At 62.0% G+C, this 20348-nt stretch carries 14 protein-coding genes; 8 read left to right on the top strand and 6 right to left on the bottom strand.

All coding sequences use genetic code 11. The features are described from left to right. Positions 1–2: 2 nt before the first annotated feature. From HX814_RS12295 to HX814_RS12270, 6 genes are all read left to right on the top strand, one after another. Positions 3–1313, top strand: coding sequence for an MdtA/MuxA family multidrug efflux RND transporter periplasmic adaptor subunit (locus HX814_RS12295; RefSeq protein WP_177008567.1), 1311 nt, complete (start codon positions 3–5; stop codon positions 1311–1313). After that, positions 1310–4411, top strand: a complete 3102-nt coding sequence (locus tag HX814_RS12290; RefSeq protein WP_087692387.1) for an MdtB/MuxB family multidrug efflux RND transporter permease subunit — start codon at positions 1310–1312, stop codon at positions 4409–4411. The genes HX814_RS12295 and HX814_RS12290 overlap by 4 nt, the downstream gene beginning before the upstream one ends. Further along, on the top strand, positions 4408–7515 hold the full coding sequence (locus HX814_RS12285) for an efflux RND transporter permease subunit (RefSeq protein ID WP_003207502.1): 3108 nt from the start codon (positions 4408–4410) through the stop codon (positions 7513–7515). The genes HX814_RS12290 and HX814_RS12285 overlap by 4 nt, the downstream gene beginning before the upstream one ends. Further along, positions 7512–8990 (top strand): efflux transporter outer membrane subunit, encoded by a 1479-nt coding sequence (locus HX814_RS12280; RefSeq protein ID WP_003207503.1) that lies wholly within the window; start codon positions 7512–7514, stop codon positions 8988–8990. Before HX814_RS12285 ends, HX814_RS12280 begins: the two co-directional genes overlap by 4 nt. 274 nt (positions 8991–9264) lie before the next feature. Next, positions 9265–11358, top strand: a complete 2094-nt coding sequence (locus HX814_RS12275) for a bifunctional diguanylate cyclase/phosphodiesterase (protein ID WP_003207505.1) — start codon at positions 9265–9267, stop codon at positions 11356–11358. A gap of 72 nt (positions 11359–11430) precedes the next feature. Then, positions 11431–12177 (top strand): SDR family oxidoreductase, encoded by a 747-nt coding sequence (locus tag HX814_RS12270; protein WP_008435175.1) that lies wholly within the window; start codon positions 11431–11433, stop codon positions 12175–12177. A gap of 49 nt (positions 12178–12226) precedes the next feature. On the opposite strand, the gene HX814_RS12265 is transcribed toward HX814_RS12270, so the two are convergent. From HX814_RS12265 to HX814_RS12250, 4 genes are all read right to left on the bottom strand, one after another. Beyond that, positions 12227–12598 carry a hypothetical protein gene (locus HX814_RS12265; RefSeq protein WP_177008566.1) on the bottom strand — a complete coding sequence of 124 codons (372 nt, stop codon included), beginning with the start codon at positions 12596–12598 and terminating at the stop codon, positions 12227–12229. Between the two features lie 188 nt (positions 12599–12786). Then, the gene (gene mapR, locus HX814_RS12260) at positions 12787–14196 is read right to left on the bottom strand and encodes a GntR family transcriptional regulator MpaR (protein WP_003207510.1); all 1410 of its coding nucleotides are present in this window, start codon (positions 14194–14196) and stop codon (positions 12787–12789) included. A gap of 170 nt (positions 14197–14366) precedes the next feature. Beyond that, complete coding sequence (gene ccoG / locus HX814_RS12255) at positions 14367–15782, bottom strand: cytochrome c oxidase accessory protein CcoG (RefSeq protein WP_023658783.1); 1416 nt, start codon at positions 15780–15782, stop codon at positions 14367–14369. Positions 15783–15966: 184 nt separating this feature from the next. Further along, positions 15967–16206, bottom strand: a complete 240-nt coding sequence (locus tag HX814_RS12250; RefSeq protein WP_003207514.1) for a DUF3203 family protein — start codon at positions 16204–16206, stop codon at positions 15967–15969. A gap of 120 nt (positions 16207–16326) precedes the next feature. Here HX814_RS12250 and HX814_RS12245 point away from each other — a divergent pair, with 120 nt between their 5' ends. After that, the gene (locus HX814_RS12245; protein ID WP_087692384.1) at positions 16327–16821 is read left to right on the top strand and encodes an MgtC/SapB family protein; all 495 of its coding nucleotides are present in this window, start codon (positions 16327–16329) and stop codon (positions 16819–16821) included. Between the two features lie 86 nt (positions 16822–16907). Here HX814_RS12245 and HX814_RS12240 read toward each other — a convergent pair whose 3' ends face one another. Beyond that, positions 16908–17744 carry a hypothetical protein gene (locus HX814_RS12240; RefSeq protein WP_177008565.1) on the bottom strand — a complete coding sequence of 279 codons (837 nt, stop codon included), beginning with the start codon at positions 17742–17744 and terminating at the stop codon, positions 16908–16910. A 194-nt stretch (positions 17745–17938) separates the two neighbouring features. Further along, positions 17939–18097 (bottom strand): hypothetical protein, encoded by a 159-nt coding sequence (locus HX814_RS12235; RefSeq protein WP_166742161.1) that lies wholly within the window; start codon positions 18095–18097, stop codon positions 17939–17941. A 205-nt stretch (positions 18098–18302) separates the two neighbouring features. Between HX814_RS12235 and HX814_RS12230 the strand changes: the two genes are divergently transcribed. Then, positions 18303–20300, top strand: coding sequence for an alpha-1,4-glucan--maltose-1-phosphate maltosyltransferase (locus tag HX814_RS12230; protein ID WP_177008564.1), 1998 nt, complete (start codon positions 18303–18305; stop codon positions 20298–20300). Positions 20301–20348: the final 48 nt, after the last annotated feature.

Here is a 20348-nt window from a genome sequence, read left to right as displayed (position 1 = left end):
CAATGGTTGATCACTCCATGCAATCCACCCCTCGTCACTCCCGCCGCTGGCTGTTCGGCCTCCTCGTGCTGCTGGTCATTGCCGGCCTGTGCTGGAAGTTCTGGCCTGGCACGAGCCACAAGGACATCGCCGAGAAGAAGCCCGCCGGGCATGCCGGCAAGTCGGGGATGATGCGCCCGGGCTTTGGGGGTTCTACTGGCCCGGTGCCGGTGCGTGTGGCGCCGGCGGTGCTGGGCGAATTCCCGGTGTACTACAAGGCGCTGGGTACGGTGACGGCACTCAACACCATCAATGTGCGCAGCCGGGTTGGCGGAGAGCTGGTCAAGATCGCCTTTGAAGAGGGGCAGATGGTCAAGGCCGGTGACCTGCTGGCGGAAATCGACCCGCGCAGTTACCAGAATGCCTTGCTCCAGGCCCAGGGCACGTTGCTGCAGAACCAGGCCCAGCTGAAAAACGCCCAGGTCGACGTGCAGCGTTATCGCGACCTGTATGCCCAGGACAGTATCGCCAAGCAGACCCTGGACACCGCCGAAGCACTGGTGTTGCAGTACCAGGGCACGGTCAAGACCAACCAGGGCGCGGTGGATGACGCCAAGCTCAACCTCGAATTCACCAAGATCCGCGCCCCGATCACCGGTCGTGTCGGCCTGCGCCAGGTGGACGTGGGCAACCTCGTCGCCGCCAACGACACCACCTTCCTGGCGGTGATCACCCAGACCCAACCCATCAGCGTGGTCTTCACGTTGCCGGAAAACACCCTGGAAACCGTGCTGGCGCGTTATCACGCCGGCAACAAGCTGCCGGTGGAAGCCTGGGACCGTGGCGATGTCGCGGTGAAAGCCACGGGCGTGCTGCAGAGCCTCGATAACCAGATCGACGTCACCACCGGCACCCTGAAATTCAAGGCGCGGTTCGATAACAAGGACCAGGCGCTGTTCCCCAACCAGTTCGTGAACGTGCACTTGCTGGCCGACACCCTGCACAACGTGGTGCTGGCGCCGTCGGCAGCGATTCAGTTCGGCAATACCGGCACCTTCGTCTACGTGCTCGATGGCGACAAGAAGGTCAAGGTGCGTCCGCTGGTGATCGGTGATTCCGACGGCGACAACACCGTGGTCAAGCAAGGCCTGGCCGCCGGCGACCGCGTGGTGCTGGAAGGCACCGACCGCCTGAAGGACGGCAGCGACATTGAAGTGGTCAACGACAGCACTGAAGTGCCGACCACGCCGACCGAACACCTCCAGGGCCAGCCGGCAGCCAAGACGCAACAAGGCCCGGCTGATGCCGCCAAGGCGCAAAAGGGCGGCGCATGAACCTCTCGCGGCTGTTCATCCTTCGCCCGGTAGCCACTACCCTGAGCATGCTGGCCATTGTCCTGGCCGGCGTGATCGCTTATCGCCTGCTGCCGGTCTCGGCCTTGCCCCAGGTGGATTACCCGACCATCCGGGTGATGACCCTGTACCCCGGCGCCAGTCCGGACGTAATGACCAGCGCGGTCACGGCGCCCCTTGAGCGTCAGTTCGGGCAGATGCCCGGCCTGACCCAGATGGCGTCCACCAGCTCCGGCGGCGCCTCGGTGCTGACCCTGCGTTTCAACCTCGACATCAACATGGATGTCGCCGAGCAACAGGTGCAGGCCGCGATCAACGCCGCCACCAACCTGCTGCCCAAGGACCTGCCGGCGCCGCCGGTGTACAACAAGGTCAACCCGGCGGATACCCCGGTGCTGACCCTGGCCATCACCTCCAAGACCATGTTGCTGCCCAAGCTCAATGACCTGGTCGACACGCGCATGGCGCAGAAGATCGCGCAGATCAGCGGCGTCGGCATGGTCAGCATCGCCGGCGGCCAGCGCCAGGCGGTGCGGATCAAGGTCAACCCCGAGGCCCTGGCGGCCAACGGCCTGAACCTGTCGGATGTGCGCACCCTGATCGCCGCCTCCAACGTCAACCAGCCCAAGGGTAACTTTGACGGCCCCACGCGGGTGTCGATGCTCGACGCCAACGACCAGTTGGTCTCGCCCAAGGAATACGCCGAACTGATCCTCGCCTACAACAACGGCGCGCCGTTGCGGCTCAAGGATGTGGCGCAGATCGTCGACGGCGCCGAGAACGAACGCCTCGCGGCCTGGGCCAACGAAAACCAGGCGGTCCTGCTGAACATCCAGCGCCAGCCCGGGGCCAACGTCATCGAGGTGGTGGACCGCATCAAGGCGCTGTTGCCAAGCATCACCGACAACCTGCCGGCGGGCCTGGACGTGACGGTGCTTACCGACCGTACCCAGACCATCCGGGCCTCGGTCAAGGATGTACAACACGAATTGCTGATCGCCATTGCCCTGGTGGTGATGGTGACGTTCCTGTTCCTGCGCCGCTTCAGCGCGACCATCATTCCTTCCATCGCCGTGCCGCTGTCCCTGGTGGGCACCTTCGGCGTGATGTACCTCGCCGGTTTCTCCATCAACAACCTGACGCTGATGGCGCTGACCATCGCCACCGGTTTCGTGGTGGACGACGCCATCGTGATGCTGGAGAACATTTCCCGCTACATCGAGGAAGGCGATACACCGCTCAATGCGGCGCTCAAGGGCGCCAAGCAGATCGGCTTCACCCTGATTTCCCTGACCCTGTCGCTGATCGCGGTATTGATCCCGCTGCTGTTCATGGCGGACGTGGTGGGGCGCTTGTTCCGTGAATTCGCGATCACCCTGGCGGTGGCGATCCTGATTTCCCTGGTGGTGTCCCTGACCCTGACGCCGATGATGTGCGCGCGGTTGCTCAAGCGTGAGCCGAAAGAGGACGAGCAGGGCCGTTTCTACAAGGCCAGCGGCGCCTGGATCGACTGGCTGATCGAGGCCTACGGGCGCAAGTTGCAGTGGGTGCTCAGGCATCAGCCGCTGACCCTGCTGGTGGCCATCGCCACCCTGGGCCTGACCGTGGTGTTGTACATGGTAGTGCCCAAGGGCTTCTTCCCGGTGCAGGACACCGGCGTGATCCAGGGCATTTCCGAAGCGCCACAGTCGATTTCCTTTGCGGCGATGAGCCAGCGCCAGCAGGAACTGGCGAAGATCATCCTCGAAGACCCGGCGGTGGAGAGCCTGTCGTCCTATATCGGGGTAGACGGTGATAACGCCACCCTCAACAGTGGTCGCCTGCTGATCAACCTCAAGCCCCACGGCGAACGGGACCTGAGCGCGGCGCAGATCATCACGCGCCTGCAGCCGCAGTTGGACAAGCTGGTGGGGATTCGCCTGTTCATGCAGCCGGTGCAGGACCTGACCATCGAAGACCGCGTCAGCCGTACCCAGTACCAGTTCAGCATGTCCTCGCCGGACGCCGAGCTGCTGGCCTTGTGGAGTGAAAAGCTGGTACACGCCCTCAGCCAGTTGCCGGAACTCTCCGACGTCGCCAGCGACCTGCAGGACAAGGGCCTGCAGGTGTACCTGGTGATCGACCGTGACGCCGCATCGCGCCTTGGCGTGTCGGTGTCGACCATCACCGACGCGCTGTACGACGCGTTCGGCCAGCGGCAGATATCCACCATCTACACCCAGGCCAGCCAGTACCGCGTGGTATTGCAGGCCCAGTCCGGTGAAACCCTCGGCCCGGACGCCCTGAACCAGATCCATGTGAAAACCACCGACGGTGGCCAGGTGCGGCTGTCGAGCCTGGCCCATGTGGAACAGCGCCAGGCCCAGTTGGCAATCGCGCATATCGGTCAGTTCCCGGCGGTGATGATGTCGTTCAACCTGGCCCCCGGCGTGGCGCTGGGCAAGGGCGTCGACCTGATCAACCAGACCCAGAAAGACATCGGCATGCCGGTGGGCGTGCAGACCCAGTTCCAGGGCGCGGCCCAGGCATTCGAGGCTTCGCTGTCGAGTACCTTGCTGCTGATCCTGGCGGCGGTGGTGACCATGTACATCGTGCTCGGGGTGCTCTACGAGAGCTACATCCACCCGATCACCATCCTCTCGACCCTGCCGTCGGCAGCGGTGGGCGCCTTGCTGGCCTTGCTGCTCAGTGGCAACGACCTGGGGATGATCGCGATCATCGGCATCATCCTGCTGATCGGCATCGTGAAGAAGAACGCGATCATGATGATCGACTTTGCCCTCGACGCTGAGCGCAACCAGGGCCTGGACCCGCAAACCGCGATCTACCAGGCGGCGCTGTTGCGCTTCCGGCCGATCCTGATGACCACCCTGGCGGCGCTGTTCGGTGCCGTGCCGTTGATGCTCGCCACCGGCTCCGGCGCCGAGTTGCGCCAGCCGCTTGGCCTGGTGATGGTGGGCGGGTTGCTGGTGAGCCAGGTGTTGACCCTGTTTACCACCCCGGTGATCTACCTGTATTTCGACCGCCTCGGCCGTCGCTGGCGCAAAGAGCCGGTGCGCCTGGAGCCGGTTGAGTCATGAACCTGTCCGGACCTTTCATTCGCCGGCCGGTAGCCACCATGCTGCTGAGCCTGGCGATCATGCTGCTGGGCGGCGTCAGCTTCAACCTGTTGCCGGTGTCGCCATTGCCGCAGATCGATTTCCCGGTGATCGTGGTGTCGGCCAGCTTGCCGGGGGCCAGCCCCGAGGTGATGGCGTCTACGGTGGCCACGCCGCTGGAGCGTTCCTTCGGCGCGATTGCCGGCATTACCACCATGAGCAGTTCGTCGAGCCAGGGTTCGACCCGGGTGATCCTGGCGTTCGACTCCAATCGCGACATCAACGGCGCGGCGCGGGAAGTGCAAGCGGCGATCAACGCCTCGCGTAACCTGCTGCCCAGTGGCATGCGCAGCATGCCCACCTACAAGAAGATCAACCCGTCCCAGGCGCCCATCATGGTGCTGTCCCTGACCTCGGACGTGTTGCCCAAGGGCCAGCTGTACGACCTGGCCTCGACCATCCTGTCCCAAAGCCTGTCCCAGGTGCCGGGCGTGGGTGAAGTGCAGATCGGCGGCAGCTCGTTGCCCGCCGTGCGTATCGAACTGGAACCCAAGGCCCTCGACCAGTACGGCGTGGCCCTGGACGATGTGCGCAATACCATCGCCAATGCCAACGTGCGCCGGCCCAAGGGTTCGTTGGAGGACAGCCAGCGCAACTGGCAGATCCAGGCCAACGACCAGCTGGAAAAGGCCAAGGACTACGAACCGCTGCTGATCCGCTACCAGAATGGCGCGGCCTTGCGCCTGGGGGATGTGGCGAAGATCAGCGACGGCGTCGAGGACCGCTACAACAGCGGCTTCTTCAACAATGACTCGGCGGTGCTGCTGGTGATCAACCGCCAGTCCGGCGCCAACATCATCGAGACGGTGAAGCAGATCAAGGCACAACTGCCGGCCTTGCAGGCGGTGTTGCCGTCCAGCGTCAAGCTGAACCTGGCCATGGACCGTTCGCCAGTGATCACCGCCACCTTGCACGAAGCCGAGATGACCCTGCTGATTGCCGTGGCCCTGGTGATCCTGGTGGTGTACCTGTTCCTCGGTAACTTCCGCGCCTCGCTGATTCCCACCCTGGCGGTGCCGGTGTCGCTGGTGGGCACGTTTGCAGTGATGTACCTGTTCGGCTTTTCCCTGAACAACCTGTCGCTGATGGCGCTGATCCTCGCCACCGGCCTGGTGGTGGACGATGCCATCGTGGTGCTGGAGAACATTTCCCGGCACATCGACGAGGGTGTGCCGCCGATGAAGGCGGCGTACCTGGGGGCCCAGGAAGTCGGCTTCACCTTGCTGTCAATGAACGTCTCGCTGGTGGCGGTGTTCCTCTCGATCCTGTTCATGGGCGGTATCGTTACCAGCCTGTTCCGCGAGTTTTCCATCACCCTGGCAGCGGCGATCATCGTCTCGCTGGTGGTGTCGCTGACCCTGACCCCGATGCTCTGCGCCCGCTGGCTCAAGCCCCATGTCAAAGGCCAGGAAACAGGCTTGCAGCGCTGGAGCCAGAAGATCAACGACCGCATGGTGGCAGGCTACGCCCGCAGCCTGGACTGGGTGCTGCGTCACAAGCGCCTGACGCTGCTCAGCCTGTTGGTGACCATCGGCGTCAACGTCGCGCTGTATGTGGTGGTGCCGAAAACCTTCATGCCCCAGCAGGACACCGGGCAACTGATCGGCTTTGTGCGTGGCGACGACGGGCTGTCATTCAGTGTGATGCAGCCGAAGATGGAAATTTTCCGCAAGGCCGTCCTGCAGGACCCCGCGGTGTTGAGCGTGGCAGGCTTTATTGGCGGCAACAGCGGCACCAACAACGCGGTGATGCTGGTGCGGCTCAAGCCCATCAGCGAACGCAAGATTTCTGCCCAGGCGGTGATCGAGCGCATGCGCAAGAATGTGCCACTGGTGCCCGGCGGGCGCCTGATGCTGATGGCTGACCAGGACCTGCAATTCGGCGGCGGCCGCGACCAGACCACCTCGCAGTATTCCTACATCCTGCAGAGCGGCGACCTGGCGGCCCTGCGCCTGTGGTACCCGAAAGTGGTTGCCGCGTTGCGTGAGCTGCCGGAGCTGACCGCCATCGATGCCCGTGAAGGACGTGGGGCGGCCCAGGTGACGTTGATTGTCGACCGCGACCAGGCCAAGCGCCTGGGCATTGACATGGACATGGTCACTGCCGTGCTCAACAACGCCTACAGTCAGCGGCAGATTTCCACCATCTACGACAGCCTCAACCAGTACCAGGTGGTGATGGAGGTCAATCCGAAGTACGCCCAGGACCCGATCACCCTCAATCAGATGCAGGTGATCACGTCCACCGGTGCGCGCGTGCCGCTGTCGGCCATCGCTCACTATGAGAACAGCCTGGCGGACGACCGGGTCAGCCATGAAGGCCAGTTCGCCTCGGAAAACATTGCCTTTGATATGTCGCCCGGCGTCACGGTGGAGCAGGGCACGGCTGCCATTGAGCGGGCGATTGCCAAGGTCGGCCTGCCGGAAGAGGTGATCGCGAAGATGGCCGGTACGGCCGACGCCTTCGCTGCCACCCAGAAAGGCCAGCCGTTCATGATCCTCGGTGCACTGGTGGCGGTGTACCTGGTATTGGGGATTCTGTATGAGAGCTATATCCACCCGCTGACCATTCTGTCGACCTTGCCGTCGGCGGGGGTGGGCGCCTTGCTTTCGATTTACCTGCTGGGGGGCGAGTTCAGCCTGATCTCGCTGCTGGGGCTGTTCCTGCTGATCGGGGTGGTGAAGAAAAACGCGATCCTGATGATCGACCTTGCGCTGCAACTGGAACGCAAGGACGGCATGAGCCCGCTGGAATCGATCCGCGCCGCTTGCCTGGTGCGGCTGCGCCCGATCCTGATGACCACGCTGGCGGCGATTCTTGGCGCCGTGCCGCTGCTGCTCAGCACGGCCGAAGGCGCGGAAATGCGCCAGCCTCTGGGCCTGACGATTATCGGCGGGCTGGTGTTCAGCCAGATCCTGACCCTTTACACCACGCCTGTGGTTTACCTTTATCTCGACCGCCTGCGCCACCGTTTCAACGGTTGGCGCGGAGTGCGTACCGATGCTGCCCTGGACACTGCGCTATGACCGATTCAACGTTTCCCACCGTGCAACGTCTGGCGATGACTCGCGGCTCAAAGCTGCTGAGCCTGGCCCTGTGCGGCGTGATGCTCAGCGCCTGCGCCGTCGGCCCGGACTACAAACGCCCCGAATTGACCGAGCCTGCCCAGTACAAAGAGGCCCAGGGCTGGCGCCAGGCCGCGCCCAGCGACTCGCTGGCCCGGGGCGCCTGGTGGGAGCTGTACGGCGACAAACAACTCAATGAGCTGGTAGAAAAACTCAACAGCTCCAACCAGACCGTGGCCCAGGCCGAGGCGCGTTATCGCCAGGCCGCCTCGCAGGTGCGCAGTGCCCGTGGGGCGTTCTTCCCCACGGTTGACCTGAGTGCCTCGAAAAGCCGGGCCAGCCAGGGTACCGGCAGCAGTAATGCCAGCCTCAGCAGCTCCAGCAGCGGTATTCGCGACACCCTCAACACCCAGTTGGGCGTGAGCTGGGAAGCCGATATCTGGGGCAAACTGCGCCGGGGCCTGGAAGCCAATGAAGCCAGCGCCGAAGCCAGCGCGGCGGATCTTGCGGCGATGCGCCTGAGCCAGCAATCGGAACTGGTGCAGGATTACCTGCAACTGCGGGTCATGGACGAACAGACCCGTTTGCTGCAGGCCACGGTGGACACCTACCAGCGCTCCCTGCAGATGACCCAGAACCAATACCGCGCCGGTGTCTCGGGCAAGGACGCCATCGCCCAGGCCCAGACCCAGCTGAAAAGCACCCAGGCCAGCATGATCGACCTGATCTGGCAGCGGGCGCAGCTGGAAAACGCAATTGCCGTGCTGATCGGTGTGCCGCCGGCCAACTTCAACCTGGCGGTGAGCAAGGACATTCCGGCGCTGCCGCAGATTCCGGTGAGCCTGCCGTCGCAACTGCTGGAGCGCCGCCCGGATATCGCCCAGGCGGAGCGCTCGGTGATCGCGGCCAATGCCAACATCGGCGTGGCCAAGACCGCTTACTACCCGGACCTGACCCTGAGCCTGGCCGGCGGCTATTCCAGCAGCACCTACGCCGACTGGATCAGCCTGCCGAACCGCTTCTGGTCGGTGGGGCCGAAACTCGCCATGACCCTGTTCGACGGGGGCCAGCGTTCGGCCGAAGTTGACCGCGCCGAGGCGTCCTACGATGAAACCGTGGCCAAGTACCGCCAGACCGTACTCGACGGCTTCCGCGAGGTGGAAAACTACATGGTCCAGCTCAAGGTCCTGGAAGACGAGGCGGTCGTGAGTAACGAGGCCCTCGAAGCGGCCCGGGAATCCCTGCGCCTGACCCAGAACCAATACAAGGCCGGGTTGATCGCCTATCTCGATGTGGTCACCGTGCAAGCCACCGCCCTGAGCAACGAGCGTACGGTGCTGACCCTGCTGCAAACCCGGCTGGTTGCCAGTGTGCAATTGATCGCTGCACTGGGCGGTGGTTGGGATGGCCAAATGCAGCTGAGCGACAAGAAGTAAACCCCGCTCTGGCTGGTGTACCGGCTTGTGTGGGAGCGGGCTTGCTCGCGAAAACGGTGGGTCAGTCAACTGTGTATGAACTGACCCGCCGCTTTCGCGAGCAAGCCCGCTCCCACAAGGGTTCTGCGGTGTTTTTGAGCCAGCGGATTGGCGTCAAATTTTGAATGATGGCTATACGACAATATTTCAGGTGTACAAGATTTATTCTCGCTACAATCCCTGACTTTTCAGCCCGGCACGGATGCCGTTCGGCCCATAGGTCACGAGAAGTCCCATGCTCACCGGTAGTTATTCCCCCGCCCTGGTCCTGATTTCCCTGTTCGTCGCGATCCTTGCATCCTATACGGCGTTGGACCTGACCGGCCGCATCGCCACTGCCAGGGGCCGCGCGGTGTACCTGTGGATGGGCGGCGGCGCGCTGGCGATGGGCGTGGGGATCTGGTCGATGCACTTTATCGGCATGCTCGCCTTCCGCCTGCCCATCAGCCTCGGCTATGACGTCGGCATCACGGCGCTGTCGTTGTTGATCGCGATCCTGTCCAGCGGTTTTGCCTTGTGGCTGGTGAGCCAGCCGCGTTTGCCGGCGTGGCAACTGGCATTTGGCGCATTGATCATGGGCGCCGGCATCAGCGCCATGCACTACACTGGCATGGCCGCCATGCGCATGACCCCCGGCATCGACTACGACCCCACGCTGTTCACCGCCTCGTTGCTGATTGCCGTGGGTGCGTCGGCGGCGGCGTTGTGGATTGCCTTCAACCTGCGGCGCAACACGCCGTATGTGCGGTTGGCCCGAGGCGGGGCGGCGATGGTGATGGGCGTGGCGATTGTCGGCATGCACTACACCGGCATGGCCGCCGCGCGTTTCGCCGATGGCAGCTTCTGCGGCGCGGCCCTGGACGGCTTGAGTGGCAAGGGTCTGGATAACCTGGTGCTGGTCACCACCCTGGCAGTGTTGATCATCGCGCTGCTGACCTCCCTGGCCGATGCCCGCCTGGAAGCCCGCACCGCGGTGTTGGCCGACTCCCTGACCCAGGCCAACCAGGAACTCACCCACCTGGCCCTGCACGACATGCTCACCGGCTTGCCCAATCGCACCCTGCTCGCCGACCGGATCCAGCAGGCGATACAGCGGGTGAACGAAGAGGGCGGCTGCTTCGCGCTGATGTTTATCGACCTGGACGGCTTCAAGCCGGTGAATGACGCTTTTGGTCACCACATGGGCGACCAGCTGTTGCAGCAAGTCGGCCTGCGCCTGCGCGAAGACTTGCGCAGCCAGGACACCCTGGCCCGCATCGGCGGTGACGAGTTTGTATTGCTGGTGCAATTGGGCCAGCCCGACGATGCGTTGCGCCTGGCCGAGCGCCAGGTGGGCATGATCAACCAGGCCTTCCACGTCGCCGAGCATGAGCTGAAAATCTCCGCCAGCATCGGCATCGCGCTGTTCCCCGGCAACGGCGCCACGCCCCAGGAACTGCTGATGAACGCAGACGCGGCGATGTATCACGCCAAGGGCATGGGCAAGAACGGCTACAGCTTTTTCGACGTGTCGATGAACACCAATGCGCGCAAGCAACTGCAACTGCTGCAGGACTTGCGCAATGCCGTGGAGCACGAGCAGTTCCGGCTTTATTACCAGCCCAAGTTCGACGCCATCAGCGGCCGCCCGGTCGGTGCCGAGGCGCTGCTGCGCTGGGAGCACCCGCAACAAGGCCTGTTGTTGCCGGACAAGTTTATCGAGCTGGCGGAAAAGACCGGGCTGATCATCCCCATCGGCGAATGGGTACTCAACGAAGCCTGCCGCCAGATGCAGGTGTGGTATGCCCAGGGCTATCACGACTGGCGCATTGCCGTGAACCTGTCGGCGTTGCAGTTCTGCCACGCCGGGCTGGTCAAGAGTGTCGCCGCTGCCCTGGAACGCCACCGCTTGCCAGCCAACAGCCTGACCCTGGAAATCACCGAAACCACCGCCATGAGCGATGCCGACGCGAGCATGACGGTGTTGCAGAAGCTTTCGGACATGGGCGTCGACCTGTCCATCGACGACTTCGGTACCGGCTATTCGAGCCTGATGTACCTCAAGCGCCTGCCGGCCAATGAGCTGAAGATCGACCGGGGCTTCGTGCGTGACCTGGAGCACGACAGCGACGACGCCGCCATCGTCTCGGCCATCGTTGCCCTCGGTCAGGCCCTGGGCCTGCGTATTGTGGCCGAGGGTGTAGAGACCGACTCACAGCAGAGCTTCCTCACCCGGCTGGGCTGCGATTCGCTTCAGGGGTATTTGCTGGGGCATCCGTTGCCGGCCGAGGGTTTCATGGCCGACATCCAGCGCGCCGAGCAGGTGGTGAGTGTGCATTCGGTGATGTGAGCCCATGCAAAACCTGCAGGGCGCAGGTAGTATTGGATCCATCAGCTCACGTTGAACCAGGAGACCTTACACATGGACAAAGTCGTCGTCATCACCGGTGGCAGTCGTGGGATCGGCGCCGCCACGGCGCTGCTGGCCGCCGCCCAGGGCTATCGCATCTGTATCAATTACCAGGCCGATGAAGACGCCGCCCACCGCGTACTTGAGCAAGTGCGTGCCCTCGGCGCCCAGGCGATTGCCGTGCGGGCTGATGTGAGCATTGAAGACGAAGTGATTGGCCTGTTCCACCGGGTCGATACCGAACTGGGCCGGGTGACGGCACTGGTCAACAACGCAGGTACCGTCGGGCACAAGTCGCGGGTCGATGAGATGTCCGAGTTCCGCATCCTGAAGACCCTCAGGACCAATGTGCTGGGGCCGATCCTGTGTGCCAAGCATGCGCTGCTGCGCATGTCGCCCAAGCATGGCGGGCAGGGCGGCAGCATCGTCAACGTTTCATCGGCCGCCGCGCGGTTGGGCTCGCCGGGGGAATATGTGGATTACGCCGCGTCCAAGGGCGCGCTGGATACCTTCACTCTCGGGCTCTCCAAGGAAGTGGCGGGCGAGGGGATCCGGGTCAATGGCGTGCGTCCCGGGTTTATTTTCACCGACTTCCACGCCCTGAGCGGCGACCCGGATCGGGTCAGCAAGCTTGAACCGGGCATCCCCATGGCCCGTGGCGGGCGTGCAGAGGAAGTCGCGGAAGGGATTATCTGGCTGCTCTCGGACAAGGCGTCCTATGCGACGGGAACCTTTCTTGACCTGGCGGGCGGTCGGTAGTTTTGTACCGCCTGTGGCGAGGGGCACGCCGCTCGCCACAGCCCAGGTATCAGGCGCCGCGCAGCGCTTCATAGCCCCTGAGGGAAAACGCCTTGAGCAGGCTGGCCTCCGAGTCTGGATGAATGGCGTAGCCGTGATTCGAAAAACCGTCCAGGACACCGTTGCGGCTATGGCTGGCGCTTAATTTGAGATCGTCCACGTTGTCGATAAATCGCAGTACCTTATCCAGGTTGTAGGTGGCGTCGGCGCGAGAGTCCGGGTCTTGGTTGGCCGTGCTCCAGTCACCCACCTGGCGCTTCAGGTCATCGCTCACTTCGTAGTGGTCGCGGTTATCCAGGAAGTTCTTCAGCACAGGGCTTTGTTCGGTAATCTGGTCACTCGATCGATGATCTCCCGCGGGGCGCCCGGTAGCGCCTGTCATTTCGCGCACCTGTTGCTGCTCTGCGGCACGCATATAGTGGGGAGGAACGGGAAGGGGTCGCAGGCCGGCAGCTGAAGAAATAGTCATAAGGCATCTCTGATGTGAACCAAGTGAATGCGCTCTTTCTATCGTAAGAAATAGCGCACTCCTGTGTGGTTCTTAGCCCGGCTACGGTTCCCATCCGTAGGTTAAAACGACCGCACAATCTTCCCCAGCGTCTCCATCGCCTTCTCACACGACTCATCCCACGGGCTGCCGTAGTTCAAGCGAATGCAGTTCCTGAAGCGCTGTGTCGGCGAGAAGATCGGTCCCGGTGCGATGCTGATGCCCTGGGCCAGCGCCATCTGGAACAACTTCAACGAGTCGGTTTGTTCCGGCAATTCCAGCCACAGGAAGTACCCGCCGGCAGGCTGGCTGACCCGTGTCTGCGCCGGGAAATAGCGCGCGATGGCGGCGAGCATGGCGCTTTGCTGTTCTTCCAGCGCGTAACGCAATTTACGCAGGTGCCGGTCGTACCCGCCGTGTTGCAGGTAATCGGCAATCGCCGCCTGGGCGGGCATCGAGGCACACAGCGACGTCATCAACTTCAGCCGCTCGATCTTCTGCGCATAACGTCCGGCGGCGACCCAGCCGATGCGGTAGCCCGGAGCCAGGCTCTTGGCGAACGAGCCGCAATGCATCACCAGGCCTTCGGTGTCGAACGCCTTCGCCGGTTTGGGCGCCTGTTGACCGTAGTACAACTCGGCGTACACGTCGTCTTCGATCAGCGGCACCTGGTGGCTGCGCAGTAACTCCACCAGTTCCTGTTTCCGGGCCTCGGGCATGGTTGCGCCCATCGGGTTCTGGAAACTGGTCATGCACCAGCAGGCCTTGATCGGGTAGCGCTCCAGGCTTTGCGCCAGCACCTTGAGGTCGATGCCATCGCGTGGGTGTACGGGGATTTCCACCGCCTTGAGTTTCAGGCGCTCGAGGATTTGCAGGCTGGCGTAGAACGCCGGTGCTTCGATGGCCACCAGGTCGCCCGGCTCGGTCACGGCTTGCAGGCACAGGTTCAGTGCTTCAAGGGCGCCGTTGGTGATCAACAGTTCTTCCATGGGCAGCATCAGCCCGCCCACCATGTAGCGCAAGGCAATTTGCCGGCGCAGTTGCGGGTTGCCCGGCGACATGTCGGTGACCACCATGCGCGGGTCCATTTCCCGGCTGGCGCTGGCCAGGGAACGGGCCAGGCGTTGCAGCGGGAACAGCGTCGGGCTGGGGAAGGCCGAGCCGAAGGGCACGGTTTGCGGGTCCTTGATGGAATCGAGCACCGAGAACACCAATTCGCTGACGTCCACCTCGGTGGACTCGTGCACATGGGCACTCACCACCGGCTCGGAAAACGGGCTGGGCGCATGGGTGTTGACGAAGTACCCGGAGCGCGGCCGGGCGCGGATCAGCCCGCGTCGCTCCAGCAGGTAGTACGCCTGGAACACCGTGGACGGGCTGACACCGTATGTCTGGCTGGCATAACGCACCGAAGGCACGCGCTGGCCGGGCCCGAGCACGCCGGAGCGGATCAGTTCTGCGATGTCGTCGGCGAATTTTTCGTAGCGTTTCATTGGGGCTCAGTGCTTTGAACAAATTTTTCTGATTGAACACAGATCAAACGGTGGGAGCGGGCTTGCTCGCGAAAGCAATCTTTCAGTTGATGTATCCATTGACTGGCACACCGCTTTCGCGAGCAAGCCCGCTCCCACATTTGATCTCCAGTGTTGCTGAAAGCTTGGGCTCAGCGATTCAATGGCGCCACAAACCGGCTGTCCGCCGCGCTGTAAATCCACGGCTCATCCACATCCGAGACCTTGAAGCGGATCGTCTGCGAACTGCTGGCCGGCTTCTCTGCGGTCATCGCCACCGACACCGGCACATCGGTAATCTCACCTGGTGCCAGGCTGATCTCGGTCTTGCCCTGCAGCTGGAAGCCGTCGCCGTCCATCAGCTCCAGGCGGTAATCCTGGCGCTGCTGGGTCTTGTTGATGACCTTGAGGCTGTAGATGTTCTCGATCAAGCCGTCACTGTTCTCGCGGAACATCCCCCGGTCCTTGGTCACGTCCAGCGACACCATCGGGCGTTCCACCAGCGCCACCACCAGCGCGCCGATCATCACCAGCAGCACGGCACTGTAGCCGATCAGGCGTGGCCTGAGCAGATGGGTCTTGCCACCTTGCAACTGATGCTCAGAGGTGTAGCTGACCAGGCCGCGGGCATAGCCCATTTTATCCATGATCGAATCACAGGCATCAATACACGCGGCGCAGCCGATGCATTCCATTTGCAGGCCGTCACGGATGTCGATGCCGGTGGGGCATACCTGCACGCACAGCTGGCAGTCGATGCAATCACCCAGGCCGACGTCCGCCGGTTGCACGTCTCGTTTGCGCGGGCCACGGTTCTCGCCGCGGGCTACGTCGTAGGAAATGGTCAGGGTGTCCTTGTCGAACATCACACTCTGGAACCGCGCATACGGGCACATGTGCATGCACACCGCTTCACGCAGCCAGCCGGCGTTGATGTAGGTGGCGCCGGTAAAGAACAGCACCCAGAACAGGCTTACGCCACCCATCTGCCAGGTCAGCAGCTCCTCGGCCAGCGGCCGGATCGGCGTGAAGTAGCCGACAAATGTCAGCCCGGTCAGCACGCTGATCCCCAGCCACAGCGTGTGCTTGGCCGAGCGCCGCGCCAGCTTGTCCAGGCTCCAGGGCGCAGCTTGCAGCTTGATACGTTGGTTTCGCTCGCCTTCAGTGACCTTTTCGCACCACATGAACAACCAGGTAAACGAGCTTTGCGGGCAGGTATAGCCACACCACACACGCCCTGCGAATACGGTGATGGCGAACAGGCCGAACGCGCAGATGATCAACAGCGCCGACAGCAGGATGAAATCCTGGGGCCAGAACGTGGCACCGAAGATGTGGAATTTGCTTTCAGCCAGGTCCCATAACACCGCCTGCCGTCCGCCCCAGTTCAGCCACACGGTGCCGAAAAATGCCAGGAACAGAAAGCCTGCGCCTGCCACGCGCAAGGTACGGAACAGGCCGGTAAAACTGCGGGTGTGAATCAGGTTGTCGCTGGATTTGGCCTTCATCTTCTTTGGATGTGCAGGCTCAAACACTTCTACGGTTCGGACGGGGATTCTATCGCTCATGGTCTTTCGCTCATCAGCCTCCATCAGGCAGATGAACTATGACCGGCGCTCTGTTTGCATAACAGACTCAGGTATGGCGATAAAAAGCGGATCAGATGGGCCGCCCGTGCATGCCTGCGACAATGTGCTGCACCCGGTGGTGCGCGGGGTGCAGCGCTTTTGAGGCGGGGCTGATCCAGGTCAATCAAATCACCGAATCACCGTCGGTAGCTTTCAAGTGCTTACGGCCGTCTTTGGCACCCGCTACGGTCAATGCGTCGGCTTCGGCTTCGGTGATATAGGTGCGGTCACCGTTCAGCTTCACGAACGACATGGATTTCTCGCTGTCGGTTTCGACCGTGACATGGGTGGCTTCCAGTTGTTTCTCGTGGCCGTCCACATCGACGGTGAAGAAACATTGCTGACCTTCGATACGTACGGGCATATCGATCTCCTTTTTGTGGGCTATTACTGATTAGGGTGGGATGCGCAGGCAATGGTTCTGCGCAACTGACTGACGGTCGATGCTGTCCATGTTCTATCGACCCCCAACAAGGAAACGTCCATGGACGCCTGGTGGCATGAAGTCTGGGTAACCCTGCAAGCGGAATTTGCCGATATCGGCGATGCCCGGCAACTCACGCAAATCACCGTTCGGCTGCTGATTGCGGCGATATTGGGCGGGATCCTGGGTTACGAGCGCGAACAGAAAGGCAAGGCCGCCGGGGTACGCACCCACATGCTCGTGGCCCTGGGCGCCGCGCTGTTCGTGTTGGTGCCGAGCATGTCCGGCTCCCAGGCAGACGCCATGAGCCGAGTGCTGCAGGGCGTGATCGCGGGCATCGGCTTTCTTGGCGCCGGCACCATCCTAAAGGGCAAGGAAGACGAGGAGGGTCAGCACGTCAAAGGCCTGACCACCGCCGCCGGCTTGTGGATGACCGCCGCCATTGGGGTGGCGGCGGGAATGGGGCGGGAATCCACGGCGGTACTCAGCACGTTGTTGGCCTTGGCGGTGTTCAGTGTGATGCCAAGAATCGTCAGGCTATTGGAAAAGAATTAGTCGCCGTATGTTTCATCAGGTCGCGCGTGAATGGGCTGACAGCGTGATGTCGAGGCGTGTGCAACTTCACGCTCCTGCTGTATTGATCACTGTACCGGAATGGTGATTTGATCTTCTTTGTGATACGCGAATATGCGTTGGTCTTGAGCGAGCAAGTCAACACGAACCACCGGAAGCAGGCGCTGCGTATAGCCGTAATACTCGCGCTGAAGTTTCTTGGCCGCATCTCTTCCTGGCAAGTTGGCAGCGTTATAGAAGAAAGCCTGGAAGGGGACGTTATCAATCTCGGACACTGTCCAGGCTGAGGTGACGACTTCATTCCAATCTTCAATATAGTTTGCCGGCATCAGTTTTCTGACAGTGATGCTTAGAGAAAACTGCTGCGCCGATCCACGAAACGCACACATAAAAAAATAAGCCGGTTTGACTTTGTTGAAGTGGGCCATCCAGGTGGGGCCATCCACCACGCCTTGCTCATCGCAGTGCCGGCTCCATTCACGCTGGTAGCCTGGCAGCTCCCTGGAGGTTTCGCCGCATCCATCCGGGCGGTCACCTGTCGCACCATTGGTGGGAAAAGAGCAGCGCACGCTGATTGGGCCCGCTGCGGTGGAGGGCAATGCCGACATTATTACGCCAGCGTCCCGTGCAAACAGCTTCCTGATACCCAGGTCGGCTCGCAGGTAAGAGAATGCGGCGGCATTGCGCTCAAGCTCGCCGGGCGATGCTATGAGGCTGTCAGTGACGCGAATAAGCACCCCATTGCAGTGATACAGGGCCACGCCTTCGGCACACTGAGCAGCGGTGTCCTGGTAGCGGTTGTTTAATTTGCTTGCGATTTCCGTATCGAGCGGGCCGGAGGGTTCGGTGGTGCAGGCGGTCAAGGTGCAAAGGGAAAGCAGCAGGTAGGCGGCTGTTCTTTTCATGAGGTATCTCCGAGAGGTTTATTGTTCTGTTGTTCGCGCGTCGCGCACTTTGATCATGGGCGGCGTTCGTCTCGGCTGATACTGTCGGTTTTGACAGTTCTTTATAATTTTTTGTGAATGAAGTTGCAGCTTATAGATTCAAGTAAACGCGGAAGCCTGAAGCTTCCGCTTTTTACTTCCTGTGATCGGTCTCTTCAGACAATCACCGGCGGCATGGTCGTCGGTGGTTCCTCCACCGGTGGTGGCTGTGTGCCTGGCGGTTCCTGCTCGGGAACCGGGTCGGGTTCGGTCGGCGGTAATGTGGGCTTATCTATATTGGGATCAGGCGTTTCAGCCGGAATAGGGATATTCATCGGTATGGCCTCCTTTGTGCTTTGCTCTATCGGTGGACAATCGCGTGGTGGATTTGATTCCCCGCCCGATGGCGGGATATCCGCCTGAACTTTTCACTCGTCGGCATGCTCGGAACCTAGACGGCCCTGCTCAGGGAGAGTGGCGTCGTTTCAGAATTTGAATCAAGCACAAGAGCGTCCACTGGGCGTTAAGGGGAGATGCTCGATGACTGCTGAAACACTGACTCAAGACGATTCAACCTCCACATTACCGCTGTCCCAGGCGCTGTTGCTGCCAAGGATCGCGATTGAAAGCACGACCCCGGTGATCGATGGCGGCGAGTTCGCGGTCAAGGCTGTGGTTGGCCAGCGCGTGCAGGTTGCCAGCAAGGTGTTCGCTGATGGCCACGACAAGCTTGCGGTGATGATCCGCTGGCGCCCGCGCAGTGAAGAAAGCTGGCACAGCGTGGTGATGACCGATGTCGGCAACAACGGCTGGGAAGGCGCATTCACCGTGACCGCCCAGGGCCCGCATGAGTATTGCATCGAAGCCTGGATCGACACGTTTGCCAGCTTTCGCTACGAACTGAGCAAGAAACACGAGGCCGGGGTGCCGGTCAGCCTGGAGTTGCAGGAAGGCCGCAGCCAGGTCTTGCAAGCCGCCGAGCGCAGTGACAATGAGCTGCGTGACCGCTTGATGTTGCTGCACCACGAACTCTCCGGTTTGCTGGAAACCGAGCAGGTCGCGTTGTTCCTGCACGAAGACAGTGCACACCTGATGACCCAGGCCGATCACCGCGCCTATTTGAGCATCAGCCCGGTGTATCCGATTAATGTAGAGCGCGAGGCTGCGCAATTTGCCAGCTGGTACGAGTTGTTTCCCCGCTCGATCACCGACGATCCCGCGCGCCATGGCACATTCAACGATGTGCACTCACGGCTGTCGATGATCCACGACATGGGCTTTGACGTGCTGTACTTCCCGCCGATCCATCCGATCGGTCGCAGCCACCGCAAGGGCAAGAACAATTCCCTGACCGCCGGGCCGGACGACCCGGGCAGCCCGTATGCCATCGGCAGCGAAGAGGGCGGCCACGAGGCGATCCATTCGCAGTTGGGCACCCGTGAGGATTTCCGCAACCTGGTCAAGGCCGCCGCCGACCATGGCCTGGAAATCGCGCTGGATTTTGCCATCCAGTGCTCCCAGGACCACCCGTGGCTCAAACAGCATCCGGGCTGGTTCAACTGGCGGCCCGACGGCACGATCAAATACGCCGAGAACCCGCCGAAGAAATACCAGGACATCGTCAACGTCGACTTCTACGCGGCCGACGCGATTCCCAGCCTGTGGGTCGAGTTGCGCGACATCGTGGTCGGTTGGGTGGAAGAGGGCGTGAAGACCTTTCGCGTCGACAACCCCCACACCAAGCCGCTGCCGTTCTGGCAATGGCTGATCAGCGATGTGCGTTCTAAATACCCCGAAGTGATCTTCCTCGCCGAAGCCTTCACCACCCCGGCGATGATGGCGCGCCTGGGCAAGGTTGGTTACTCCCAGAGCTACACCTACTTCACCTGGCGCAACACCAAGGCCGAGTTGAGCGAGTACCTGAGCGAACTGAACGAGTCGCCGTGGCGCGAGTGCTTCCGGCCGAACTTCTTCGTCAACACCCCGGACATCAACCCCGGCTTCCTGCATGAATCCGGCCGCGCCGGCTTCTTGATCCGCGCCGCGTTGGCCACCATGGGCTCAGGCCTGTGGGGCATGTACTCGGGTTTTGAACTGTGCGAAGCGGCCCCGGTGCCGGGCAAGGAAGAGTACCTGGACTCGGAGAAGTACGAGATCCGCCCGCGAGACTTCACGGCGCCGGGCAACATCATTGCCGAGATCGCCCAGCTCAACCGCATCCGCCGGCAGAACCCGGCCTTGCAGACGCACCTGGGGCTCAAACTCTACAACGCGTGGAACGACAACATCCTGTACTTCGGCAAACGCAGCGAGGATGGCAGCAACTTTATCCTGGTGGCCGTGAGTCTCGACCCGTTCAACGCCCAGGAGGCCAATTTCGAGTTGCCGCTGTGGGAGCTGGGCTTGCCGGACGATGCCCAGACCCAGGGCGAAGACCTGATGACCGGCCACCGCTGGACCTGGTACGGCAAGACCCAGTGGATGCGCATCGAACCGTGGCATCAGCCATTCGGCATCTGGCGCATTACCGTTTCCTGAATCGACACCGATCTCCAAACCACTGGAGATCAAAGGTGGGAGCGGGCT

The sequence above is a fragment of the Pseudomonas sp. C8002 genome, from assembly GCF_013385765.1.
Taxonomy (GTDB): Bacteria; Pseudomonadota; Gammaproteobacteria; order Pseudomonadales; family Pseudomonadaceae; genus Aquipseudomonas.
This window is presented reverse-complemented; position numbering and strand designations above follow the sequence as displayed.